The sequence below is a fragment of the Dysgonomonas sp. HDW5A genome, assembly GCF_011299555.1.
In the GTDB taxonomy this organism is placed as follows: domain Bacteria; phylum Bacteroidota; class Bacteroidia; order Bacteroidales; family Dysgonomonadaceae; genus Dysgonomonas_A.
Genome location: NZ_CP049857.1, coordinates 752,595 through 776,289 on the forward strand (window position 1 = coordinate 752,595; position 23,695 = coordinate 776,289).

Annotated in this window: 25 protein-coding genes; 13 read left to right on the plus strand and 12 right to left on the minus strand. The window is 35.9% G+C overall.

The features are described 5' to 3' along the window. The first annotated feature begins 35 nt into the window (after positions 1-35). Positions 36-653, plus strand: a complete 618-nt coding sequence (locus G7050_RS03130) for a hypothetical protein (RefSeq protein ID WP_166111074.1) — start codon at positions 36-38, stop codon at positions 651-653. 2 nt (positions 654-655) lie between these two features. Here the strand turns inward: G7050_RS03130 and G7050_RS03135 are convergent, their stop codons facing one another. Further along, positions 656-1,570 carry a LysR family transcriptional regulator gene (locus G7050_RS03135; RefSeq protein ID WP_166111077.1) on the minus strand — a complete coding sequence of 305 codons (915 nt, stop codon included), beginning with the start codon at positions 1,568-1,570 and terminating at the stop codon, positions 656-658. Then, on the minus strand, positions 1,564-2,604 hold the full coding sequence (locus tag G7050_RS03140) for a low specificity L-threonine aldolase (protein ID WP_221412820.1): 1,041 nt from the start codon (positions 2,602-2,604) through the stop codon (positions 1,564-1,566). The genes G7050_RS03135 and G7050_RS03140 overlap by 7 nt, the downstream gene beginning before the upstream one ends. A gap of 214 nt (positions 2,605-2,818) precedes the next feature. Between G7050_RS03140 and G7050_RS03145 the strand changes: the two genes are divergently transcribed. From G7050_RS03145 to G7050_RS03170, 6 genes are all read left to right on the plus strand, one after another. After that, a complete protein-coding gene (locus G7050_RS03145; protein ID WP_166111080.1) occupies positions 2,819-3,472 on the plus strand; it encodes a YceI family protein in 654 nt (217 codons plus the stop codon). Positions 3,473-3,576: 104 nt separating this feature from the next. Continuing rightward, positions 3,577-4,416, plus strand: coding sequence for a 4,5-DOPA dioxygenase extradiol (gene ygiD / locus G7050_RS03150; protein WP_166111084.1), 840 nt, complete (start codon positions 3,577-3,579; stop codon positions 4,414-4,416). Between the two features lie 44 nt (positions 4,417-4,460). Continuing rightward, positions 4,461-5,177 (plus strand): pirin family protein, encoded by a 717-nt coding sequence (locus G7050_RS03155; protein WP_166111087.1) that lies wholly within the window; start codon positions 4,461-4,463, stop codon positions 5,175-5,177. A 79-nt stretch (positions 5,178-5,256) separates the two neighbouring features. Beyond that, positions 5,257-8,058 carry a prolyl oligopeptidase family serine peptidase gene (locus G7050_RS03160; protein WP_255499249.1) on the plus strand — a complete coding sequence of 934 codons (2,802 nt, stop codon included), beginning with the start codon at positions 5,257-5,259 and terminating at the stop codon, positions 8,056-8,058. A 57-nt stretch (positions 8,059-8,115) separates the two neighbouring features. Beyond that, positions 8,116-8,481, plus strand: coding sequence for a hypothetical protein (locus G7050_RS03165; RefSeq protein WP_166111090.1), 366 nt, complete (start codon positions 8,116-8,118; stop codon positions 8,479-8,481). After that, positions 8,478-8,897, plus strand: a complete 420-nt coding sequence (locus G7050_RS03170; protein WP_166111093.1) for a hypothetical protein — start codon at positions 8,478-8,480, stop codon at positions 8,895-8,897. Before G7050_RS03165 ends, G7050_RS03170 begins: the two co-directional genes overlap by 4 nt. Positions 8,898-8,966: 69 nt before the next feature. On the opposite strand, the gene G7050_RS03175 is transcribed toward G7050_RS03170, so the two are convergent. From G7050_RS03175 to G7050_RS03185, 3 genes are all read right to left on the minus strand, one after another. Beyond that, positions 8,967-10,736, minus strand: coding sequence for a hypothetical protein (locus G7050_RS03175; RefSeq protein ID WP_166111096.1), 1,770 nt, complete (start codon positions 10,734-10,736; stop codon positions 8,967-8,969). Between the two features lie 127 nt (positions 10,737-10,863). After that, positions 10,864-11,517: a hypothetical protein gene (locus G7050_RS03180; RefSeq protein WP_166111099.1), complete on the minus strand. Its 654-nt coding sequence runs from the start codon at positions 11,515-11,517 to the stop codon at positions 10,864-10,866. Positions 11,518-11,584: 67 nt separating this feature from the next. After that, positions 11,585-12,436 (minus strand): mechanosensitive ion channel family protein, encoded by an 852-nt coding sequence (locus G7050_RS03185; protein ID WP_166111102.1) that lies wholly within the window; start codon positions 12,434-12,436, stop codon positions 11,585-11,587. A gap of 317 nt (positions 12,437-12,753) precedes the next feature. Between G7050_RS03185 and G7050_RS03190 the strand changes: the two genes are divergently transcribed. Both G7050_RS03190 and G7050_RS03195 read left to right on the plus strand, forming a co-directional pair. Next, entirely contained in the window at positions 12,754-14,406 is a 1,653-nt protein-coding gene (locus G7050_RS03190; protein WP_166111105.1) for an AMP-binding protein, read from the plus strand. Between the two features lie 384 nt (positions 14,407-14,790). After that, positions 14,791-15,180 (plus strand): hypothetical protein, encoded by a 390-nt coding sequence (locus G7050_RS03195; RefSeq protein ID WP_166111108.1) that lies wholly within the window; start codon positions 14,791-14,793, stop codon positions 15,178-15,180. A 69-nt stretch (positions 15,181-15,249) separates the two neighbouring features. On the opposite strand, the gene G7050_RS03200 is transcribed toward G7050_RS03195, so the two are convergent. From G7050_RS03200 to G7050_RS03215, 4 genes are all read right to left on the minus strand, one after another. Next, a complete protein-coding gene (locus G7050_RS03200; RefSeq protein ID WP_166111111.1) occupies positions 15,250-15,630 on the minus strand; it encodes a VOC family protein in 381 nt (126 codons plus the stop codon). Positions 15,631-15,674: 44 nt separating this feature from the next. Beyond that, positions 15,675-16,394: an MBL fold metallo-hydrolase gene (locus G7050_RS03205; protein ID WP_166111114.1), complete on the minus strand. Its 720-nt coding sequence runs from the start codon at positions 16,392-16,394 to the stop codon at positions 15,675-15,677. Between the two features lie 142 nt (positions 16,395-16,536). Continuing rightward, positions 16,537-17,325, minus strand: a complete 789-nt coding sequence (locus G7050_RS03210) for a hypothetical protein (protein WP_166111117.1) — start codon at positions 17,323-17,325, stop codon at positions 16,537-16,539. 150 nt (positions 17,326-17,475) lie between these two features. Then, positions 17,476-18,246, minus strand: coding sequence for an XRE family transcriptional regulator (locus tag G7050_RS03215; protein ID WP_166111120.1), 771 nt, complete (start codon positions 18,244-18,246; stop codon positions 17,476-17,478). A 286-nt stretch (positions 18,247-18,532) separates the two neighbouring features. Here G7050_RS03215 and G7050_RS03220 point away from each other — a divergent pair, with 286 nt between their 5' ends. The 3 genes from G7050_RS03220 to G7050_RS03230 all read left to right on the plus strand — a co-directional run bounded on the left by G7050_RS03220 (position 18,533) and on the right by G7050_RS03230 (position 19,715). Beyond that, positions 18,533-18,691 (plus strand): hypothetical protein, encoded by a 159-nt coding sequence (locus tag G7050_RS03220; RefSeq protein WP_166111123.1) that lies wholly within the window; start codon positions 18,533-18,535, stop codon positions 18,689-18,691. 67 nt (positions 18,692-18,758) lie between these two features. Beyond that, positions 18,759-19,013 (plus strand): hypothetical protein, encoded by a 255-nt coding sequence (locus G7050_RS03225; protein WP_166111126.1) that lies wholly within the window; start codon positions 18,759-18,761, stop codon positions 19,011-19,013. A gap of 78 nt (positions 19,014-19,091) precedes the next feature. Then, complete coding sequence (locus G7050_RS03230) at positions 19,092-19,715, plus strand: sigma-70 family RNA polymerase sigma factor (protein WP_166111129.1); 624 nt, start codon at positions 19,092-19,094, stop codon at positions 19,713-19,715. A 69-nt stretch (positions 19,716-19,784) separates the two neighbouring features. Here G7050_RS03230 and G7050_RS03235 read toward each other — a convergent pair whose 3' ends face one another. Both G7050_RS03235 and G7050_RS03240 read right to left on the minus strand, forming a co-directional pair. Further along, complete coding sequence (locus G7050_RS03235; protein ID WP_166111132.1) at positions 19,785-20,423, minus strand: DUF4377 domain-containing protein; 639 nt, start codon at positions 20,421-20,423, stop codon at positions 19,785-19,787. 161 nt (positions 20,424-20,584) lie between these two features. After that, on the minus strand, positions 20,585-21,076 hold the full coding sequence (locus G7050_RS03240) for a hypothetical protein (protein ID WP_166111134.1): 492 nt from the start codon (positions 21,074-21,076) through the stop codon (positions 20,585-20,587). A gap of 147 nt (positions 21,077-21,223) precedes the next feature. Between G7050_RS03240 and G7050_RS03245 the strand changes: the two genes are divergently transcribed. Then, on the plus strand, positions 21,224-22,750 hold the full coding sequence (locus tag G7050_RS03245; RefSeq protein ID WP_166111137.1) for a sulfatase: 1,527 nt from the start codon (positions 21,224-21,226) through the stop codon (positions 22,748-22,750). 72 nt (positions 22,751-22,822) lie between these two features. Here G7050_RS03245 and G7050_RS03250 read toward each other — a convergent pair whose 3' ends face one another. Further along, entirely contained in the window at positions 22,823-23,359 is a 537-nt protein-coding gene (locus G7050_RS03250; RefSeq protein WP_166111139.1) for a C40 family peptidase, read from the minus strand. Positions 23,360-23,695 lie beyond the last annotated feature (336 nt).

A 23,695-nucleotide genomic window follows, 5' to 3' on the forward strand; every position in this document is an offset into this window, starting at 1 on the left:
TTCGCATAGCTATCTATTTTACTTAATATGCAATTATGAAGTTTGAGAAGACAATACGAAGATTGACCATTTTAAATATACTTTTTGTTTCGATTGTTTTCTTTGCTCAAGCACAGGAGACAACAGAACTGAAAGAAGTAAAAAAGAATGACAAAATGACTTCCGGTCAGGCGATTATTTACGGAAGCTTTATACAACGCTTATCGACTAACAGTATCGGTTTTCCTCAGGATATACGGATAGTTAATATAACGACCACCGAGGTATTTTCGTTCAGAGTAAAGCCAACCTTCAAGATGACAAAAGAAAATACCTTTTGTTACTTCCTCGAACCCGGCACTTATATGATATTGGATTATTGGTGGACAGATAGTAAATGGTATGGAGGCAATGGCATGATTGAGCCCGTTTACAAGGGAATCGATGCAACTGATAGTTTAAGAGAGAAAATAGACAGCAACAGAATCAGTCAACGTGACCTGAAACGTTTTGCTTTTACAATAGAAAGTAATACCCTTAATTATGTAGGAACATGGCACTTCGATACAGGTATGGTTTATTTTACCAACGATAAAGCTCAGTTAGACGAAAAACTAAAAAAGAAATATAAGAAACTCGACTTTCACAAAGCTGCAACAATTATTCCCGAATAAAATTATCTATCTCGAAAACTCTGCAAACCTAAATTCACAAAGTTTCTAATTTCATCTAATAGTTTAGGCTCTATTTTTGTTTTATCATGAGCAATATACAACTCATTCGTTGCAGGTTGGAAGCCTTTCCACAAGACCCTGACAGTACCGTTGTCCAAAGCCCTGCCGGCAATAAGGTCAGACGATACGGCTAAGCCATTACTATTTGCTACTGCTTCTAAAATCGCATTATTATCAGGTATCGCAGCCTGTAGTTTAAGCAAAGGACGCTTTTTGAAGTTCTCCCTCCAGAATCTTCTCACTAATACCAGATTACTATTGTATGCATACCATTGTTGAGCCTGTAACCATTTTTCGATTTGTTCTAAGTCAGCAGATTCAACTAAGCTATCAAATTCAGACGAATCGAATTCAGGACTACATACAATATTAAAAGATTCTGTCAATAGAGGTTCATAAGTCAGAAATTCATGTGTAGCATTACGCTGTGTTATTATAGCTACATCTAACTCTTTACTGACCAGTTTATCAATCAATTCGGAAGCTAATCCATATTCTACAATCAGGTAAGACTTCAGTTGTGATACGTTCTTAGCCAGATAGATACTGAAGAATTCGGCAGGACTGCCTAATTTTATAGTGGTATTCTTATTTAGGATCGTTTTTTTAAACTCAGCCTCAACCCTTTCCAGATTATCGATTGATTCTACAACCTGTGTGTAAAGCTGCTTGGCATAATCCGTAGGAACCATTTTTCGGGGTAGCCGTATAAACAAAGCATGACCAATATAACTTTCGAGTGCAGCCAACTGAACACTCACATTGGGCTGAGAAAGAAGTAACTCCTGAGCCGCTTTAGTTAATGTGCCATTCTGATAGATTGCCTTAAAAGTTCTGTACCATTCGAGATTTACCATAGTTTACATGTTTCTTTGAGGTCATTTATAAACATATCGACTTTCTCTTCCGGTGTTGCCCATGAAGTGACCATTCTTATGGCAGAATTGTCAACATCAACAGGCTCCCATACATAAAATCCGTATTTGAGGATTAGCTTATCAATCACCTTATTGGGTAAGATAGGGAATATTTGATTGGAATCCGATTCTGTAAGGAAAGAGTACCCTAACTCTTTAACTGCATCTGTAATCTTGGCGGCCAAAACGTTGGCATGATTCGCCAGTTCAAAAATCAAATCATCTTTAAATAGCTGCTCGAACTGAATACCAAGTACCCTACCTTTCGCCATCATGGCTCCACGCTGTTTTTGATGGTATTTGAAGTCTTTTTTCAGCGTATCATTTGTGATAACAACCGCTTCTCCAAGCAATGCCCCAGACTTAGTTCCCCCAATATAAAAGACATCTATCAAGCGAGCCACATCGGAAAGCGTAAGATCATTAGAAGCTGCCATCAAAGCCGAAGGAAGCCTTGCTCCATCCATAAATAGGATCAGATTATTTTCTTTACAAAAATTCGACAAAGTGGTTAATTCCTGTTTAGAGTAAACAGTACCTATTTCTGTTGAATTAGAAATATAGACGACTCTTGGTTTTACGGTATGATATTCGGGAAACTTATTCAAGACTGGCTTAATCAGCTCACAAGTCAATTTTCCATCGGGACTAATAACCTCTTCTATTTTATGCCCTGTTGCTTCTATCGCTCCTGTCTCGTGCGTACTAATATGCCCTGTATGGGCTGCTATTACCGACTCGAATGGTTTCAATATAGATGCCAAGACCAATAGATTAGTTAATGTTCCTCCAGAAATCAAGTGTACATCGACACTGTTATCGCCAATCTTACTTTTAATCGCCTCAACAGCATTCAATGTATATATATCATCACCATATCCCGTTTGTTGAACAAGGTTGCTTTGATTTAAGGCTTGCAAAATAGAAGGGTGACATCCTTCGCTATAATCATTTGTAAAACTGTGAATAATCATCTTCCGAATTAATTTAAGATAGGATATCTATTTAATAGTTATTAATATAACAGCAATAAAACACGATAATAAACAAACAAAACAGGTATTTATGCGTTATAATAAGAGTTCACACAAATTTATAAAAATTTTAATAGATAAGTATAAAAACATCTATTTTGAGAATAAATAAACTCCATTTATATTTGCATCAGAATAATAAACAAAAACAATTATGAAATCGTATTTATTAGTATTATCAATTGTATTATTTGCTGCGTCATGTAGCAATAGTCCTAAAAACAAAATTGAAGGAACCGACTCACAAGCAATAGCTGACGGTAGTGGCGAACAATTAGTAGTTGATACACAAGCATCATCTATCCATTGGGTAGGAACTAAACCGGGCGGAAGCCATCACGGAACTATCGGGATAAAAGAGGGTAGTCTGGCAATTAACGGAACAGAAGTAGCCTCAGGCTCATTTATCATAGACATGAATGCAATTGTAAACGAAGATCTTACTGATCAGAAAATGAATGAAATGCTGGTTAATCACCTAAAAAGTGCAGATTTCTTCGATGTTGAAAAATATCCAACAAGTAGTTTTGCAATTACTAAAGTAGAAGCTGTTGCGGGTAATGATTCTATTACACACCGTATAAGCGGTAATCTGAAAATGAAAGATGTAGATAAAAATATCACATTCGATGCTAAGATCACAAAAGAAGGCGATGCTTACAAAGCGGTAACTGTACCTTTCACTATCAACCGTACACAGTGGAACGTTCAATATGGCTCAAAAAGTATCTTTGCTGACTTAAAGGATAAGTTCATCGATGACAATATTGAATTACAAATAACTATTATAGCTAAAGCTGCTAAATAAGAGAGAGTTTTTTGACAGTGAATTTTTTCCTGATCGGCTTTAGCAACTGTTAGCTAAAGCCGATTTTTTTATTCTAAATATAATGGAGGAGGGTTATAAAAAATATGTCAACAAATAGTTTACAACATTTACATAAACAATTATCATACTTAAGCGATACCCCGCTGATGCCTGCATTATTCGTGGGTCATGGTACACCGATGAATGCCATTGAGGACAATGAGTTTGCAAAAAAGTGGATTGAGTTGGGACGAGAGCTTCCCCAGCCGCAAGCGATATTATGCGTATCGGCACACTGGGAAACTCGGGGAACATATGTTACGGCTATGGAAACCCCAAAAACAATTCACGACTTTTATGGCTTTCCCCGCGAGTTGTACATGCAACAATATCAGGCTCCGGGGTTTCCCGACCTGGCAAATGATATAAAATTAAACGCTCAGAATTTTACAATTGAAACAGATTACGAATGGGGATTAGACCATGGAACATGGAGCGTATTGAAATATTTTTATCCCAAAGCCAATATCCCTGTCCTGCAACTAAGTATTGATTATACCAAAGATATGCAGTACCATTATGATTTGGCTCAGGAACTAATGTATTTACGAAGAAAGGGGGTACTTATTATAGGCAGCGGCAATATGATTCACAATCTGCGCATGCTGCAAGTAGAAGGAGACGATTTCAATGCCCAACATGGTTACGACTGGGCTATTGAACTCAACAATCTTTTCAGAGAAAAAATAGAACTAAGCGATCACCGCTCTTTAATTCATTACAAGTCATTAAGCAAATGGACACAATTAGCTATGCCCACATTGGATCATTATATTCCGATGATATATGCTTTGGCATTGCAAACGAAAGGAGAAAAAGCCGATCTGTTTAATGACAAAATAGTAGCAGGTGCATTATCTATGACCTCTATCATTATTCATTAAGGTCTGCTAAAAATCAATTTTAATTAAAAGAAAGAAGAAAAATTATGAAAACTATTTTATATAAAGCAGAAACACGTGGTCACGCACAACATGGTTGGTTAAACGCACACCACACTTTTAGTTTTGCAAACTATTACGATCCCGAAAGAATACATTTCGGAGCATTACGTGTATTGAACGACGATATCATAGACGGAGGTAAGGGCTTTGGCACCCACCCGCATGATAATATGGAGATCATCACCATACCTCTATCGGGTAGCTTGCGTCACGAAGATAGTATGGGACACGGAGGTGTTATCGAATCGGGAGATATACAGGTTATGAGTGCAGGTACAGGAGTTTACCACAGCGAGTTTAATGCACAAAAAGATAAACCTGTAAACTTGTTTCAAATATGGGTATTTCCCAATAAAAAGGATGTAACACCCAGATATGAGCAAAAGACGTTGGATTTTTTGAACCATAAAAATACATTCCAATTGGTTGTATCTCCTACTCCTTCCGAAAACGCATTGTGGATACATCAGGACGCATGGTTCTCCATAGGATCTTTCGACAAAGGAGTAATAGAAAAATATGACCTGAAATCGAAGTCGAACGGAGTATTTGCCATGGTTATACAAGGCAGCTTTAATGTTTCAGGGACGGTTCTTGACAACAGAGACGGACTTGGAATATGGGATACGGAATCTCTTACCATCGAATCCCTATCCGACGATGCAAGGCTTCTACTGATGGAAGTTCCCATGGTATTCTAAGATCATATAGTTAAATACAAATCATTCGAGCCAATCTTATTTACAAAGGGATTGGCTCGTTTTATTTTATTAACTTTGTATGAAATCAATAAATATATCTTTTATGTTTAGAAAAGAGTATTCAAAATACCTGATTCTCTGTTTTTCAATAATCAGTTCACTCTCTATTACGGCACAAAAAAAAGTGTTAGATCACACTGTTTATGACTCATGGAAAAGTCTCTCTGAAATGGCAATTTCCAACGATGCAAAATATGCTGCAACAGTGGTTAAAGCACAAGAAGGGGACGATTATTTATTAATACGCAACCTATCAAATAAAAAAGAGTTGATTGTTCCTCGTGGATATAACTATTTAATCACACCCGATCAGAAATATATTGTAGCACAGATAAAAGCACCTTATGAAACGACACGTCAAGCTAAAATAAAGAAAACGGCTGACGAGAAAATGCCTAAAGACTCATTGGTTATTATTTCACTAGACCAGCTCTCGTTATCAAAGATTCCGAATGTAAAAACATTCAAAACAGGAAAAGATTTCTCCGACTATTTGGTATATACCATAGATGATACCCTTAAAATAAAGGATAAAGCGAAAGCTGATGCAAAAGCACGTACTTTAATAGTTCGCAACATCTATACAGCAAAAGAAGATACTGTAAAAAATGCGACTGATTTTATATTTAGCAGAAACGGGAAAAGTTTGGCAGTAGTTACCAAACCCGAAGCTAAAGACACAATAAATAAACCCTGTGTTATTTATTTCGACCTAGACAAATATAATCGAAAAACAGTTTCTACAGGTAAAACGCTTTATAAGAACCCTGCATTATCCGATTCAGGAGAAAGACTTGCTTTTTTAGCAACAACAGATAGTCTAAAAGCAGAGATAAAAAACTACAGCTTATATTATTTCTCAACACATGACGATTCTGCCAAACTTATCGTTGATAAGAATAAGGCTGGAATGCCAAGAGAGTGGAATGTGAGCGAAAATTACAACCCGGAATTTAGCAAGAACGGCAAAAGGCTTCTTTTGGGCACTGCACCTATAGCCCTACCCAAAGATACAACTATCCCCGATTTTGAAAAGGCTCAACTCGATTTGTGGCATTGGCAAGAGCCATTAATACAGCCTCAACAATTAATCGAGTTAGAAAAAAAGAAAAAGCAGACTTATCTTTCTTATGTTGATCTGGAGGATGGTTTTAAGTTCTATCAATTGGCAACAGAACAGATGCCAATAGTAAATATCTCGGACGAAAACAATGGTAAATACGCACTAGGCACATCTAATCTGAACTATCTTTTCGATACTCAATGGGACGTTGCCGCAAGATTAACCAATGATATTTGGGTTCTCGATCTTAATAATCACACCTCAAAACAAATACAAACAGGTTTACAGGCTGAACTAAGTCTTTCTCCTGATGGCAAATATCTTGTATGGTACAATGTTAATGACCGTCAATATTATGCCTATTCGTTTGATACCGGAAAAGAAATATGCTTGACTGATAAACTTAATATCAATTTCTGGGACGAGAAGAACGATACTCCTTCCATCCCCAATTCATACGGTTTAGGTGCTTGGATGGAAAAAGACGGTGCTTTCTTGGTGTACGATGCTTATGATATATGGAAACTTGATCCTAGCGGTGTAAAAACTCCTGTAAATATCACCCAAAATGTAGGTCGTAACAATAAGTTGACATTACGATATATCAAAACTGATAAAGAAAGCCGATTTATTAAAAATAATGAAAAGATATTACTCTCAGCTTTTGATAATGCAAGCAAAAAACATGGTTTTTACGAATTAGAGAAATCTAATTTAAAACCATTAATTATGGATGAATACATATTTTCGTCACCTGAAAAAGCGAAAGATAAAGAGGTTTATTTGTTTGCAAAGAGCAACTTCAATACCTCTCCCGATCTTTTTATCACCAATAATAATTGGAAAACAGATACTCGATTATCAGACATCAACCCTCAAATGAGAGAATACAATTGGGGAACAGCCGAACTTATGGAATGGACTACCTTTGATGGTAAACAATCGCAAGGTATTATCTATAAACCTGAAAATTTCGACCCGAATAAAAAATACCCGTTGATGGTATATTTCTACGAGAAGCACTCGGACAATTTATATCAATATTCCCCACCTGCACCAAGCCGTTCTATTATCAACATTCCGTTCTATTGCAGCAGAGGATATATTGTATTCACGCCTGACATTCAGTATACAACAGGACATCCGGGCGAAAGTGCATATAACTCAATAGTTTCGGGAGTAGAGGAGTTAGCTAAAAACTCTTGGATAGATCGTGATAACATGGCTATACAAGGACAAAGCTGGGGAGGCTATCAAGTAGCATACCTTGTTACTCGAACTGACATGTTTAAAGCTGCGGGATCAGGGGCACCCGTATCCAATATGTTCAGTGCATATGGAGGCATACGCTGGGAAACCGGACGAAGCCGTCAGTATCAGTACGAACAAACACAATCGCGCATTGGAGCGACTATGTGGGAAGCTCCCGAACTATATAAGGAAAATTCCCCTATATTCTTTGCCGACAAGGTAAAAACGCCTCTACTGATAATGCACAACGATAAAGATGGTGCTGTGCCTTGGTATCAGGGTATCGAATACTTTATGGCACTCAGAAGGTTACACAAGCCAGTATGGTTATTACAATATAACAACGAAGCCCATAATCTTAAAGAGCGCCGCAATTGCAAAGACCTGAGTATTCGTTTGCAACAGTTTTTCGACCATTATCTGAAAGGCGATCCAGCTCCTGTATGGATGAAAACAGGAATACCTGCTACCGAAAAAGGTAAAACATATGGATTCGAAATAGAATAGGGTTACAGATATTCTCAATTAAAAGAAAGTAGTAGTAATAAAATAAAGTTATCAGACATGGTTAAGCCCGGTTATAAATTATTATTTCATCTTGATAATGAAAAAGTTGAAATCGTAGAAGTTAGACGAAACGGAATTTTAGAGGAAGATAAGAACAAGCTCTATATATGGCTTTTATACGACAAGGTAAATGATATGATCAGCCGCCTTGAGTTTGTCTCTATGAAAAGTACAGAGAACAAAGAGTACCGCGAATTTGAAAACAGCAAATTGGTGATGGATAAAGTTTCGGGAACTTATACAGAGGGAAATAAAACATTCGAAATGAAAGTTATTCCATCAGATAAGCCCCTGTCTACAATTTTGCAGGATGCTGTAAGTGATTATCTGCTGTTATTAAACTTCAGAAGCGAGAGACGATGAAGTTTCTATTGATTATAATTACGCTACTAGGAGTTTCTCTTTCGGGTAAAACACAAAATACTCTACTCGAAAACAAAGAGTATTCGATTGTCATAAGCGAATCCTGCAAATCGTTTCAAGATGGAGGGTGTCTGGTTACGACGTACAATATTCTAAAATTCGAAAAAGATAGTGTATCCATAGAAGCGTATACGAAAGCAGATTGTGACTCTAAGGAACGAGATCAGTATTATAATCAGAGAAGTTTACTCGGAAAATTTCCTTATCAGATTCACAAGAAAAAAGGGAGTGCTAATCATTTTATACGTATCAACGGATATTCATTCACACTGTTGGAAGTATTTCCCGATTACCTGATAGAGTTAAATCCCGATCATACGACTAATTCGGATCACATTTTTAATCTCATAAAGTAAAATCGAAAGAAGAGAATAAAAAAAGATCGAGCCACAATGGTTCGATCTTTTTTATTTATCTTAGAAATGTTATCTCCAACCTGAAAGCCTGAAAGAATCAACCATACGATCATATTCTGTTTTCCAGAATGGATATTCACTCTCGGACGAAGTAAGTGTTACCTGCATCTGTATAGTGGGTGTATAAAAATAAGTTACACATATATGCTTAGGTTCGGTTCCGCTCAATTGTTGAGTATAAGAATAGCTGATAATACGACTCCCCTTTACCATGCACGAGTTAAAAGAGTCCCAACCAATCAGAGAATAACCTGTATTTTTCAAGTTTCGTTCCACAGAGGCTTTTATTTCAAATTCAATAGTACTCAGACTAATAGAATCGGGGTGACTTAATTTACTGAAGTCTCCTTCCTGTACATTTATTGTTATACTACTGAACGATTCTAATTGAGTCGAATCATTTTGATTAAAATCATCTTTAAGGAATAATAAAGCCGGACGGAAACGTTCGTAGTCAATCGAATCTCCCAGTTTCTTTTTAGATTCTTTATCCACTAAAACTTCGAATGGGATATCGCTTCTCTCTTCGAGATGAACAGGGTAATACATTGTTCCGACATTAGGTATATTAACCAAGCGTTGATAAGATTCCAATATTTTATCATAACGATTTTTCCAGTCGGGTAAAGTATTTATTGGAGAAGACATACTTATCTGAACTTGTGCCGGCTTATCGAATATGTATGTAGAGTGAACTTCCGAAGGCTGCTCATCCCTTAATTGTTGCTCGTATGAGTATTGTATGGCCGGAACTCCACCTAATTCTACCACTTTAAACTCGCCCCACTTATTAATCCGATAATCGGTAGAATCGATATTTTGTTGCACATTCAATTTAATATTGCTTTCCAAGACATCAACCTTTATCGAATCTTTCGATAGAGTTCTCTTTTTATACTCGGGCAACACATTAAACGAAAGACTACCGAAAGCCGGTACATTAGTTGTATCTGTTATTGCGAAATCACGATCCAAGAACAACAATCCGGGACGGAATTGTTCATAATCGACAGAGTCTCCCAATATTTTTTTAAATTCATTATCGACCAAATGTCTAAAGGGGATATCTTTCCGATCCTGAATTTCTGTCGGATATTCAAAGGTCGCTATATCGGCAATATTTACTTTACGATTGAACGTTTGTATCATCTGATTATAATATGCCAACCATTTCTTATATTCTTTTTTAGGAGCAGATAGTACAATCTGAAGTTGGACATCGGAATCATAAAGATTGGTAGTAATAATATTCGTTTGATCTTTACCTCTTAAAGTCTGTTCATACGAATACTGAATAGCAACCAAGCCATTGATATTTTTAAATTCGAAAGGATTCCATTTTTTAACCAAAAATTGAGTTCCTACGAGATTTGTATCAACATCTTGTTTGATATTACTTTCTATTTTAGCTTTCTGAATATCAGACATTTCTTTGGGAAAACGATAAGTACCCGATACTGCTGTTACGCTAATATATCCGAATGAAATCTTCTTATCGGGAAACTGAGGTGCTACGAATCCTTTTTCGAAGAATATCAATGTAGGACGGAATTTTTCATAATCAATCGAATCACTCATCAATTTTCGAAACTCTTCATCTACCAGAATTTTGAATGGAATATCGCTTCTCTCCTCCAAGGCCTGAGGATAAGCTATTGAGCCTATGTTTAGAATATCAATTTTATGAAGAGTAGTAGTCGGTATGTCTTTAGCGAAAATATAGTTCGTTTGAACAAGAAGTGATAGTAATAATAGTAGTGTAGTGTATTTTTTATTCATCTTATTTAGTAAGTAATTTCAACTATTTAATAATACATTATTAAAAGCATGATTATCTATTGTTATTGAACAGCTCTGCAAATCTAATTATAGAACTGATTTATAAAACCTTTGTCAATAAAAAGAATCAGTCAATCGAAACATTATTCAGTATGTTATCATAAATTGAAGCCCATTCTTTCAAATTTTTATCAGGCGACGATAAAGTTATCTCAACTTGTTTATCATTTTTAAATAGATAAGAGACAATAATATTAAGTATTTTCTTGTTTTGACTTTCCAGTTTATATTCAAACCTCAACACCTTTGCTCCATTTATTTGACTAATAGGTAATTCATTCCAATTAGATACGGTAGATGATGTACGGTCCGCATTCTCGTATATCATATTATGTATAGCCTTGCCTAAAGAGATTGCATATTCGGTTTCTAAAATTGATGCGTCAAAACTATCTATAGTCAATGCATTAACTATGATATTCGGAAACTCTTTTAGTTGAATACTGTCTTTCTCATTAAAGCCTTTCTTTAATAGAATTAAATTAGGTCTGAACTTTTCATAGTCAACGCTATCAGGTAATAATTTCTTATCTACAGGGTTAATCAACAATTCGAATGGTATGTCATTACGTACTTCAACACTTGCAGGGTATGAAACGACAGCAATTCCCTTTACATTAAACGATTGGTCTTTTGAATCCTCTAAACTCATTGTATGCAACTGAACCAGACCCCAGATTACAGCAGCAAATACAAATACAAAAATTACATTTTTTCTCATCTTACAAATTTATTAAATATTATCGATCTCTAACCGAGTCAATTTATTCAAATTGTTTTTGTTCTTTTTAGCTTATCATTTTCACAGAAATAGAAGATGACACAAAAACTCTTTTTTGAGACAAAGCATCATAAATTGCCTCATTCAAAGCAACGCTTACAATTCCATAGTCTTCGTTCAATACCCATGCACGTATTACAATATCAAAATTCCCATTATTGATATTGGTTATTCCGACAAATGGAGATGGAGCTTTCAGTATCTTCTCATTCTGATTTACAACATCTGCCAATACAGCTTTAAGCTCATCAATATTATTACCGTAGTTAATATTAAGAGTTATGTCAACCCTTCTGTTTTCCTGAGTAGAATAATTGGTTATACTTCCTGTCGAAAGTGGTCCGTTAGGAATATAAATAGTACGTCCATCGGCCGTAAGGAGTATAGTATAAAGGATACCAATTTCCATTACAACACCATCCATACCCTGAACCAAGATCCGATCATTCAATTTAAAAGGTTTATTCATCAGAATCATAATTCCTCCCGCAAAATTCGAGAGGTTATCTTTCATAGCCATACCAATGGCAAGTCCACCGGCTGCAATAATAGCAGCTAAAGACGTTGTCGGGATACCGAGAATACCAATAATAGCCACCACTAATATCACTCTTAGCAAAGTATTTACCAGGCTGTTTATAAATGTCGACACAGCACCATCCACCTGCTTTCGGCTCAGGAGTTTCCTCACCAATTTACGTAGCCAAGAGATAACCCAGGACCCTATAAAATATACAATGACAGCACCAATCAACTTTTCTCCCAATCCAACTAAACGCTCTAACAATCCTTGAACCAGAGGTTGCAGAGAAGAAGTACTAATCTGCTCAATACTTTGCAATAAAACCAGACCTAACATAAAAACTTATTATATTTTAAATTATTATTAACTGATATAAATCATACAAATATAATAAAAACCATTATTTCCATATCTATAAAGTCCAAACTAACAAAGTAATATCTCTAATCTAAGACCGAATCAGAGATATCCAGAGCTCAAGCAAACTGTATTTTTTTGATTTGATTCGCAGATTATTTCGTTATATTTGCACTAGATCAAAGCTTTATAATAAATATATGACATCCGCCAACTTATCGCTTTGGTTGGTGTTATAAAGAGATCAAGATAATAACAATTTATCGGTATAGAGCCGATTATATAGCATAGCAGTCATGGAAAATACAGATAGATTTTTAGGCCTAATAAAAAGCAGCATCAGCACCAACTGGGACAAGCCTGCTTTTAGTGATTATAATGGAAGTACTCTGCTATTTAAAGATTTTGCTCAGAAAATAGCAGAATTACATATCATTTTTGAAACTATAGAAGTACAGAAAGGTGATAAAATTGCACTTTGTGGTCGCAATTGTACCAATTGGGCAGTAACTTTTTTTGCTGCTATGAGCTATGGCGCAGTCGTAACTACCATCTTACATGATTTTGACGGAGAAAGCATCCACAATATTGTTAATCATTGCGATGCCAAAGTTTTTTTTGTAGGAGAACATGTTTGGGATAAGGTAGACCCTTTAAAAATTCCAAATGTAAAGACTATTATCACCATAGAAGATTATGCTATTCAAAAATCACGCTCTCAAGCACTCAATCAGGTGTGTGATAACCTAAGCATTGTATTCAAAAATAAATATCCCAAAGGATTTTCTCAAAACGATTTAATATTTCATCAGGAGCAGCCCGAAGAGATGGCTCTTATCAATTATACATCGGGAACCACAAGCAAACCTAAGGGTGTTATGATTCCTTATCGCAGCTTATGGTCTAATACTAAATTTGCAATCGAAAGTATCTCGTTTGTTAAGCCGGGAGATGGTATCGTGAGTATGCTGCCAATGGCACACATGTATGGTTTGGCTTTCGAGATACTATTATCTGTCGCCAAAGGATGTCATGTACATTTCCTTACCCGCTTGCCTTCACCACAAATAATAATGAGTGCATTCGAGAAGGTTAAACCAACTCTCATTATTGCCGTGCCTTTAATTATAGAGAAAATAATTGTGTCTAAAGTCTTTACCGAACTGAATAAGCAACCGACAAAGACTCTTATAAAAATTCCTTTTATCAGAGAGAAAATATTCTCTAAGGTTAAAGACAAACTAATCTCGGTTTTTGGAGGTCAGGTTGTAGAAATAGTAGTAGGAGGAGCAGCATTAGACAGTGAAGTCGGTAAATTTCTTTCCCGTATTAAATTCCCTTATACGGTTGGATACGGTATGACCGAATGCGGACCGCTTATTTCGTACGATTTCTGGGAAACCTACCGTGCAACATCTTGTGGAAAGCCTGTTGACCGAATGGAAGTAAAAATTGACTCTACTGACCCTCAAAACATAACAGGTGAAATTATGGTGAGAGGTACTAATACAATGCTGGGATATTATAAAAATCCCGAAGCAACAGCAGATGTATTGGCTTCTGACGGATGGCTTAGAACCGGAGATCTCGGAGTGATGGACGAAAGTCAATATGTTTACATAAAAGGAAGATCTAAAACAATGATATTAGGACCTTCCGGTCAAAATATATATCCCGAAGAAATAGAACAGTTATTAAATAACACCCATTATGTAGCCGAATCATTAATTGTTGAACGAGAGGGAAGATTGCATGCTCTGATTTTTCCTGATCAAGATGCAATACAAGCCAGTCACTCTAAAGAAAGCATAGAAAATCTTTTGAAAGCGGAAATAACTAATCTCAACAAACGTCTGCCTAAATACAGCCAGATTGCAGACTATACAATACAAAAAGTTGAGTTTGATAAAACACCCAAAAGAAGTATCAAACGCTTTTTATATAAATAATTGTGCTAACTGATATAAATTAAGGTCTAAGGTCTTTTTATTACTTTAGTAAGCATAACCTTAGCAACTTGTTATAATTAATATATGTAATTAAATACTTTTATTAACTTACTATCAGACAAGAAAGCCTGAGTTAGGAGAAACCTGGCAAGTAACAAACACTAAGATTTTATTGTTGCGATCGATAAATGAGTTGTTTTGCGAACAACACCATAATTAATTCATCCTCAACATGAGTGGTATTTTAAATTACTAACCTATGAATGATTACGATCTGCAAACCAATAAAACAGACTTATATTGATTTTATAAGAAAACAATATATGACACAAAACAAACACAATACTATTTTTCACTTTATTCACTCAAGGACTAATCAATATTATGGAAGAAGTAATTAATCCTTTATCAAATAACGCAATAAAAAATATTCTCCAAACCGCTCAAGCACTTATCGGGCGTAGTACTATAGCTTTAGAGCGAGAGTTTCCTCGATCGAGACGAAAGCATGCAGATTCTAATAGCTATTTTATAAAATACAAAGACTCTTCTATCATTTGGATACCCAATATCTTTAATGTCTGTGACATGAGCCTCGTACAATTCCATCATTTAATAGATGTACAGAGTTGCTGCAAGCTATGTAACAATACCATGGAGACATTAAAGCCAAACCTGTGGATAGATGAAGACACTATTATTCAATGTTATACTGAAGCCTCAGGACAAAACAATTTTCTGATCGGCTGGAAATATTCATGCCTTCTTCGATAATAGACCTCTCATAATATTTGTCTGCTATAAATAAAAAACCGGAATTAATTCCGGTTTTTTATTTATTCTCTATTTTACCAAAGGTAATATCTCAATCCAATAATCGTCAGGATCATTTATAAAATACAATCCCATCTTTTGGTTTTCAAAACAAACGCAATTCATTTCTTTGTGAAACTTACGGATTTCATCATAATCACCCTGTACTCTAAAGCATAAATGACTCTCATTCTCCCCCAGTTCATATGCTTCGGGGTGATCTCTGAGCCAAGTAAGCTCTAATGAAAAGGGACTTACTCCATCCGATAAATAAACCAATATAAATGATCCGTCAGGAGCCTCTTTTCTTCTGAGCTCAGACAGACCTAATGCCTTTTGATAAAATTCGATACTACGCTCCAAATTGGTAACATTGATATTGAAGTGGTCAAATCTGCTTACTATTTTCATATCACTTTTCCTTAATTATAATTATTAGGACCATAGCCCTCTCTTTATATTTCAATAACATCGCCTCTATGCAAGGGAACAAAAACCTCAGCTTTGCATTTTTCTGCTACAACCTCTATTGCTGCCGCTTTTTCATATGCCACATCAAAATGCATGGGAATAAACAAACCTGTTGGTATTCTTTCCATAAACTGACCTGCTCCCTTCATATAATCTTTACCTAATCGAGGATCAACAGGAAACATGGCAACATCTACAAAAGGGGTCAACGCAGCGATATGATCAAGTTCTCTTAAATAAAAATCCTCAGCATCCTTTATTTCCTCCTCTGTAGATTCTTCATTCCAATGCCAGTTATTTAAATCACCGGCATGAAAGATTACTTTGTTATCCGCTTTAATTCTGAATGAAATACCTAAGTCTGTAGAACCAAAAGCATCAATCTGTAATATATCATCTACGTATTGCTCATCCTTGTCGATAAAAATTACATCTGTAGAATCCATCTTGAGTGACTTTTCGACATCCTTCGAAAATATATACGTTATATCATGTCTATTCTTTCTCCATTTAAGAATTTCCGGATTAAAATGATCGGCATGCCCATGTGAAACCAAGACATATAGCTTCTGTGGACGATGTAATAATCTATCCACTACCACCCCATGCGTCTCACTGATGGAATCCTGATAATAATCAATGATAATAGTAAAATTTTCTGCTTCAATAGCAAACCCACTATGATATATGTAAGTTAATCTCATTTTTTTATTTATTTAAGTAGCACTAAATATATATTACTACATTTTACAACTATAACTGCCTCTCGCTATTATGCTTACCAAAGCAACAAATAGGTCTGAGACCTTAATTATATATTTTTCGAGGCAACAAAATAGCATAACACTAATCTCGGAACTGATCGGATGTAGCAAAACGCACACCTCGCTCTCTTGCCTTATCATACATGATTATTGCTCGCTCGTTCTCCGGATTAATCCATGAACAACAATCTGTTAGAATAATTATTCTTTCTGCTAGATGCGGTGCCACTTCCAACATATCATTTAACGAGTTGGCGACGCAATAATCTGCTGCCTCTCCCATTATTAAAATATTATCAAACTGCTCCAACTTGGATAACAATTTCTCATTTAGTTTTGTTTCCTCACTATCCTCATACTCTACTACAGCCTTAAAAATGCTGTAATGCTCGGTAGCCTGATGCATACCTTTATAGAATAAGTCGTAATTCACACCTTCGTTAATACTCCATGAGTAAAGCGCTTTTATCAGTATCTCATTTATAGCCCAACCTTTACTGCCCTGTATACAATGAGCAGGCCATATAGTACAAACTTCGCCCTTGCCCTCCAAATCCTGAAGATATTCCAAAGCTAAATCTTCATTAAATTGAGGCATCCATTTTCCGGCTTCAACATCAGCAGCATACACTACGGTAAATAATGCAGGTGGATAACCCTCTTTGTCTTGCCAATAATGCTGATTGGCAATGTGGATAGGCTGATGAGAATCCAGGGTAAGTGCAACATAATCAATACTCGACCCATACTCTTCTATGAAAGTAGCCATTCGTCTCACATCGGCATCGGCTCCATTCACAAACAAAGCTCCTGCTGGTTGCGTAAAATCATTTTGGACATCAATGCCTAGGACGGCGGTTTTTCCTTTCATAGCTGTAGTAATTTAAGGCCTCAGACCCATTTGTTTTTAATAAACAGAGAAACACCCGATCGTTATAATTCCGATGTCATATTATCTCATTCTTAATTAACAGATTCAGAATGATGCAATAAAGATAGAAAATAATTCAAAAGCCAAGCCTTAAAACTGTACCGATTGTCGGGCTACAATATTACAGAGTTGACTGATATCATTCATACTTAATTTAAAGTCTGCATATTCAGGAGATGAATTCAAAGAATGGCAGGTTATTTCGCAACGCTCCAAGTCCTGATCAATGATCTGTTTACAGACAATAGTATTACCTAGTATTACAATCCAGAATGGATATTCATCATTATGTAATTTATCGCGCCAATAATCTTTAGATAATTCGCGAGCAAGAACGATGTCCTTATCACAAATACTACGTTTCGATCCGTCATCCATACTATCTCCTTTTATCTCGAAAGCATAATAACGCCCAAGCCCTATTTTATCCACAATAAACTCAACTTCCTCCAAATCATTCACAAACTCAGCATCACGATACTCATCTATATACTTAGCATACGCCTTTACGGGAATCAGAGGTACCCGCATACGAAAACGACCGTTAGGCATTTCGTAATATTTCACACCTGAACTATTGACAAAATAAGGTTCTTGCTCTGTATCGACTGCAAGCTTTAGATTTATATCTTTCTCATCAGTACGATACATTTCACCTCGTCCGGTCAACAACCAATCAGGATTTATATTCGGTTCGGCACTCATTATTTTATCTATCAAACCAAATTTTGGCTCTGTTGAGCCTTTAATACAATCATTCAAGGTTGTCTGAGCTATATTAGCAAACTCAGCATAAGCCCTAACGGACTTAGAACTTTGCGATACAATCTTTTTAATACGCTCATTTATTGAATTTTTCATATCATATAATTTAGACTGATTCTAAACAGACGAAATATCGAACATTTATCCTTTAAGAACTTGCACATATTCGACAAACCGAATATATTTGCATTATCAATTCGAAACAACAAGACACAAAGATATAAATTTAAACAATAAAACCCTAATAATTAATGAATATTATAAACATCGCGCACAAAACAAAGAAGAAGAAGAAGAAGAAGAAGATTAACGAAAAACCGAATACTTATAATTCTTATTATTCTATATAAAAAATACAAATAACAAACCAAATAATCAAAATATGACAACCGACGAATTATTATGGAATGCCGCATTTGAACAAGAAAATCCAAAAATCCATAATTCTTATAACTACAATGAAGAATGGGCTATGGAACGATATTACGAAGACAAAGAATTATTTGAACGATTCGGCGATTTTTTCAAAACCGCCAGTTGAAAAAGACTCTCCTTGAACACAAACCAATTTTACAAACAGCCTTACAAACTTAAAGAAACAAATAATTATGCAAACCCAATCACCTACAACAAAAAGACGATACAAAACATTTGATCACTCAGAAGCAATCAAGCAAGCTCAAAAACTAATTGATCATGCCAATGAAAAGCAACAGAATCTTCGCTCAATACGAATTGATGCAGACACTATCGTACAAGTAAAAGCAGATAGCCCCAATATTGAGCGGATTATCGAACGATTCAAGCACAAGATACGAACAATCAATATAGTTGACCAGATTGAATACGGACAATATGCTTAACCCTCTATAAAAGCTGAAATATTCTACTATTCTGCGATTATTCACCTCAATTCGCAATAAATTAAAAACCACAAAACAATGAGACTAGGAAACAGTGGCGCAAACAATAAAGGCAAAAAATACATCAAAATAAAACCGGGCGCAGTGGCAACACCCGAAAATCAAGCAAAAGCCGATATATTCAAAGAATGGTTCGGGTCATTTTACCCCCGCCTTCAAACAGAACTAATCAATAAAGACACTTATGATGAAGATGTATTAAACGACACCTTCTTAAGGATATACGACAAAATACGCTTTGGCGGGTTAGAAATAGCCGATTATAAAGCATACTTTCATCGGGCATTTTTCACTAATTTTATGCAGATCAATATACAAGAATCCCAAAGCATAGTAACACCTTTGGATAATCACGACAAGATAGATGATTCTGAAAATGACGAAGAATTAATAAAGAGCAAATGGGAACTTGAGAATGATATATTTGATTTCGTATATTCGAAATACCCTATCCATGAGTTTGAATTATTCAAGATGTATGTACGTCTTAAACCCGCAATTACTTATGCCGATTTATCTGACATCACATCCCTATCTACAAGCAGGATAAGCGAAATTATTTCGAAAATCCGACGTGATATTTGCAAACAAAAGGACTTTACACAGAGAAGAAAGTCTACTTTACGGAAAACCGAATGTTGAGAAAACATTATAAATTAAAACAGCGATAGTTTATAAACCATCGCTGTTTCAGCTCATATATCATACCGTTTACCGTACCAAATCCTGCACATCAGTTTCCAACATATACACACCCAAAGCATGAGCCGGATGCATATCTTTCGCTTTGAAAACATACTCTCTTCCTACAATAGGCATAACTTTTGGTGAAGCCACAAGTTCGCAATGAATAGTATCTCCATCCTTAAACTCGTCAGTTTCGGAACTGGTAACCAACACCTCTAAAACAGTTACGCTCATTTTTCCCTTAGCAGCCCCACGTCCAATATTTTCTTCTGCAATCCTTAAAACGCGTCCACCCCATTGATAATTCGGAACAGCTGATTTTACAGACTCAGGTAATCCTTCAGAAACCGCAGGAGTCTTAGACACCTCTTTAACCAAAATATATTTCAACGATGATGCATCAGCAGGTACATTTTCAACTTTTTCCTCTTTTACCTCCAATACATACTCATACCCGGGTTCGTACTGAAACCCTTCTATCTGATTGTAGAAAAATGTCCAATTAGTATCCGTACCCATTTTTACCAGTAAACACTTCTGAGGTGCAACACCTACACAATCGCCCTGCTGCGAAGCCACAATCATTTTTACTGTTCCCTTATTTGAAGCACACGAAGCAAATAACAAAGGCAATAAAAACAATAGTCCAATTAATTTTTTCATATCTGAATATTTTATAAATAACTTCTTTTTAAACGATAGACACGTCAAAATGTTTTGTGCTTAATTATTAAATCTACAAGAAAAGCAGATTCAATCGACACTCAATCCCCCGGGTTAAACATTAGAGGATTAAAGAAGTCAACTTCAAGAATAAAATTACCCTATCCTATCCAAGTACCATTTTGGGTCTTCTTCCAAAAATCGATAAAGAAATATGTTTGAGGCAAAATAAACGCCAGCGAATAATAAGCAGTCTGCATATAATATTCTTTAGATGGAATTTGTGGCGATACAATCCAAAAAGCAATAAATAACGGTAGGAACAAGAAGGAAATAAACGACAGAAGAAAATTTTCCCGTACAGAACTTATCTTACACAGAAATATAGAATATGAAGCGAGAGCACAACTAAAACAAACAAAAAAGGGATAGAAAAACAGCTCTTTATTATCCACATTCATATACTGCTTCATATCCACACCATTAAAAATACTGCCTGATACAATCCATAAAATAAGAGCCAACCCCAAGCTTATCAAAAGCACCTTGAGAGGGGTATACAAGCAGAAGCGAGTCAACTTATTTGTAGAAAACAAACTAGTCAACAACCCCACAATCAACAAAACGGCTATCATAATAAGACGCACCTTCATTTAGCAAATATAAAAACAAAAACACGCAGATAGCATAATTAGAACTTTTTTTAATACAGTTAAGAGGTTATCTCTTATAAGGTTTAACCAAAGAAAAATTATACCTTTACAAATATAACCTATGAAAAACATTAATTGATCTTCGAAATGAAATGGAAATCTATTGTACCATTAATAGTATTTGTTCCCTTGACATCTCTTGCTCAGAAAAAAGTACAAGACCGCCCGAACATCATTCTATTTTTAGTTGATGATATGGGATGGCAAGACACTTCATTACCCTTCTGGACAGAGAAGACAACATGGAATGACCTCTACGAAACACCCAACATGGAGCGCTTGGCAAGCCGGGGAATGATGTTTACGCAAGCATACGCATGCAGTGTAAGCTCTCCTTCGAGAGTTAGCCTACTTACGGGAATGAATGCAGCCAGACATCGTGTTACAAATTGGACGCTAGAGAAAAATAAGACAAACGATGGAAAAAGCAGTATAATTCAACCTCCCGAATGGAATATCAATGGGATTTGCCAAATACCCGATATTGAGCACACTTATCAGGTGACATCATTAGCCCAAGTTTTAAAAGATAATGGCTACCATACTATACATTGTGGAAAAGCACATTTTGGAGCAATAGATACTCCGGGAGAAAACCCCTATCATTTAGGTTTTGAAGTAAACATAGCCGGACATGCAGGCGGAGGACTTGCCAGCTATTTGGGCAGTGAAAACTTCGGAAATAAAACCAATGGACAAAAAAGTCCGCTTCAGGCAATACCCGGACTCGATAAATATTGGGGACAAGATATATTTGTTACCGAAGCTCTTACTTTGGAAGCGAAGAAAGAACTTGATCATGCTCAAAGACTCGAACAACCGTTCTTCTTATATATGGCACATTATGCCATACACATCCCGATTCAAAAAGACATGAGGTTTTACCCAAAATATGCAAACAAAGGCATGACTGAGGTTGAGGCTGCATACGCTTCTCTTATCGAAGGCATGGATAAAAGCCTTGGAGATTTGATGGATTATCTGGAAGCCAACAATTTATCAGATAATACAATAATCTTATTCATGTCTGACAATGGCGGGTTGGCTGCCACCACACGCAGCGGAAAACTTCACACACAAAACTCTCCTCTCAATAGCGGAAAAGGATCAGCTTACGAAGGTGGGATACGTGAACCGATGATTGTTTCATGGCCCGGCAAAGTAAAAGCGGGCTCAAAGTGCAATGAGTATCTTATCATTGAAGATTTTTACCCGTCGATTTTAGAAATGGCAAAAGTAAAAAATCACAAAATAATTCAGCCGATTGACGGAAAAAGCTTTGTCCCATTATTGACTGAAAGCGGAAATCCGGCTAATGGGCGAAAACTATACTGGAACTTTCCCAATATATGGGGACCATCGGGACCGGGAATAGGTGCAACATGCTCTATCAGGGATGGTTATTGGAAACTAATATATTATTACGAAAGTGGAAAGAAAGAACTTTTTAATATTTCCGAAGATATAGGCGAAGTAAATGATCTTTCAGAAAAACATGCCGACATAGTAAAGAGCCTTTCGAAAGATCTGGGCAAACACCTGAGAAGTGTAGATGCTCAACGCCCCAGTTTCATCGCGACAGGAAAGCCGACACCATGGCCTGACGAGATCTAAACATTCTAAAGAATAAAAAAGCGAACATATCAAAAATATGTTCGCTCCTTGATTTTTTATATATGGGTCGAGTTATTTGACTCTACCTCCTTTTTGCCAAGTTTTTTTATAATAGTCCTCATTCAAACTGCTTACAATAACACCTTTGGAGGTAGAAGCATGTACAAAATAGCCATCTTTAAGGAAAATACCTACATGATCTATCTTTTTCGATTTTTTAGACGTTCTAAAAAACACCAAATCTCCGGGTTTAAGACCTCCTTTCCCAACTTTATGCACATCTTTTTTTGCCTGATCATCGGATGATCTCTCCAGATTCTTACCGTAAACCCTCCGATAAACCTGCCAGACAAAACCCGAACAGTCTGAACCCGCTTTTGTATTTCCACCATAACGATAAGGTACGCCCAGCCACAGCGATGTTTCAGCATAAAGAGGAATATTAGGATCATCATTATTAATCGGAATACGTAAAGTCCGGGATAATTGCTCTACTTCCACCGGATTATATAAAACCTTCTTGCTGCTTCCACATGAAGATAATGCTAGCAGTAAAGATAATCCTACCGTAAATACACCAAACCTTATTATCCTATAAATCTTACTCATACACATCCAATTCTCATTCTAATAAACAAATCAGAAGATAAAGATAGTAAAATGATTAAAGCTTATAATTAAAAGAATGCAACCTTGTGTTAAATTCTCTGATTCTTTTTCACATTTAAAAATTCTCTTTAGGCACCTAAATGTTAATGTTTTTTCTTATTTTTGTGTTTTCGAGAAAGATATATCTATTACACACGTAGATACATTTTTGATATTATAAATATACATTAACAACAAATGCATTAAATATAGATACCTTATTTAACATGTTATAAAGTCTCAGAACACTTTATAATATGCATTTATTGTAGAAATACATATCTATTTAGAATTTTC

What these genes read in the sequence shown, in the direction of transcription:
- G7050_RS03130 (WP_166111074.1), top strand. Translation starts at nt 36, where the DNA reads ATGAAGTTTGAGAAGACAATACGAAGATTGACCATTTTAAATATACTT.
- G7050_RS03135 (WP_166111077.1), bottom strand. Translation starts at nt 1,570, where the DNA reads ATGGTAAATCTCGAATGGTACAGAACTTTTAAGGCAATCTATCAGAAT.
- G7050_RS03140 (WP_221412820.1), bottom strand. Translation starts at nt 2,604, where the DNA reads ATGATTATTCACAGTTTTACAAATGATTATAGCGAAGGATGTCACCCT.
- G7050_RS03145 (WP_166111080.1), top strand. Translation starts at nt 2,819, where the DNA reads ATGAAATCGTATTTATTAGTATTATCAATTGTATTATTTGCTGCGTCA.
- ygiD (WP_166111084.1), top strand. Translation starts at nt 3,577, where the DNA reads ATGTCAACAAATAGTTTACAACATTTACATAAACAATTATCATACTTA.
- G7050_RS03155 (WP_166111087.1), top strand. Translation starts at nt 4,461, where the DNA reads ATGAAAACTATTTTATATAAAGCAGAAACACGTGGTCACGCACAACAT.
- G7050_RS03160 (WP_255499249.1), top strand. Translation starts at nt 5,257, where the DNA reads ATGAAATCAATAAATATATCTTTTATGTTTAGAAAAGAGTATTCAAAA.
- G7050_RS03165 (WP_166111090.1), top strand. Translation starts at nt 8,116, where the DNA reads ATGGTTAAGCCCGGTTATAAATTATTATTTCATCTTGATAATGAAAAA.
- G7050_RS03170 (WP_166111093.1), top strand. Translation starts at nt 8,478, where the DNA reads ATGAAGTTTCTATTGATTATAATTACGCTACTAGGAGTTTCTCTTTCG.
- G7050_RS03175 (WP_166111096.1), bottom strand. Translation starts at nt 10,736, where the DNA reads ATGAATAAAAAATACACTACACTACTATTATTACTATCACTTCTTGTT.
- G7050_RS03180 (WP_166111099.1), bottom strand. Translation starts at nt 11,517, where the DNA reads ATGAGAAAAAATGTAATTTTTGTATTTGTATTTGCTGCTGTAATCTGG.
- G7050_RS03185 (WP_166111102.1), bottom strand. Translation starts at nt 12,436, where the DNA reads ATGTTAGGTCTGGTTTTATTGCAAAGTATTGAGCAGATTAGTACTTCT.
- G7050_RS03190 (WP_166111105.1), top strand. Translation starts at nt 12,754, where the DNA reads ATGGAAAATACAGATAGATTTTTAGGCCTAATAAAAAGCAGCATCAGC.
- G7050_RS03195 (WP_166111108.1), top strand. Translation starts at nt 14,791, where the DNA reads ATGGAAGAAGTAATTAATCCTTTATCAAATAACGCAATAAAAAATATT.
- G7050_RS03200 (WP_166111111.1), bottom strand. Translation starts at nt 15,630, where the DNA reads ATGAAAATAGTAAGCAGATTTGACCACTTCAATATCAATGTTACCAAT.
- G7050_RS03205 (WP_166111114.1), bottom strand. Translation starts at nt 16,394, where the DNA reads ATGAGATTAACTTACATATATCATAGTGGGTTTGCTATTGAAGCAGAA.
- G7050_RS03210 (WP_166111117.1), bottom strand. Translation starts at nt 17,325, where the DNA reads ATGAAAGGAAAAACCGCCGTCCTAGGCATTGATGTCCAAAATGATTTT.
- G7050_RS03215 (WP_166111120.1), bottom strand. Translation starts at nt 18,246, where the DNA reads ATGAAAAATTCAATAAATGAGCGTATTAAAAAGATTGTATCGCAAAGT.
- G7050_RS03220 (WP_166111123.1), top strand. Translation starts at nt 18,533, where the DNA reads ATGACAACCGACGAATTATTATGGAATGCCGCATTTGAACAAGAAAAT.
- G7050_RS03225 (WP_166111126.1), top strand. Translation starts at nt 18,759, where the DNA reads ATGCAAACCCAATCACCTACAACAAAAAGACGATACAAAACATTTGAT.
- G7050_RS03230 (WP_166111129.1), top strand. Translation starts at nt 19,092, where the DNA reads ATGAGACTAGGAAACAGTGGCGCAAACAATAAAGGCAAAAAATACATC.
- G7050_RS03235 (WP_166111132.1), bottom strand. Translation starts at nt 20,423, where the DNA reads ATGAAAAAATTAATTGGACTATTGTTTTTATTGCCTTTGTTATTTGCT.
- G7050_RS03240 (WP_166111134.1), bottom strand. Translation starts at nt 21,076, where the DNA reads ATGAAGGTGCGTCTTATTATGATAGCCGTTTTGTTGATTGTGGGGTTG.
- G7050_RS03245 (WP_166111137.1), top strand. Translation starts at nt 21,224, where the DNA reads ATGAAATGGAAATCTATTGTACCATTAATAGTATTTGTTCCCTTGACA.
- G7050_RS03250 (WP_166111139.1), bottom strand. Translation starts at nt 23,359, where the DNA reads ATGAGTAAGATTTATAGGATAATAAGGTTTGGTGTATTTACGGTAGGA.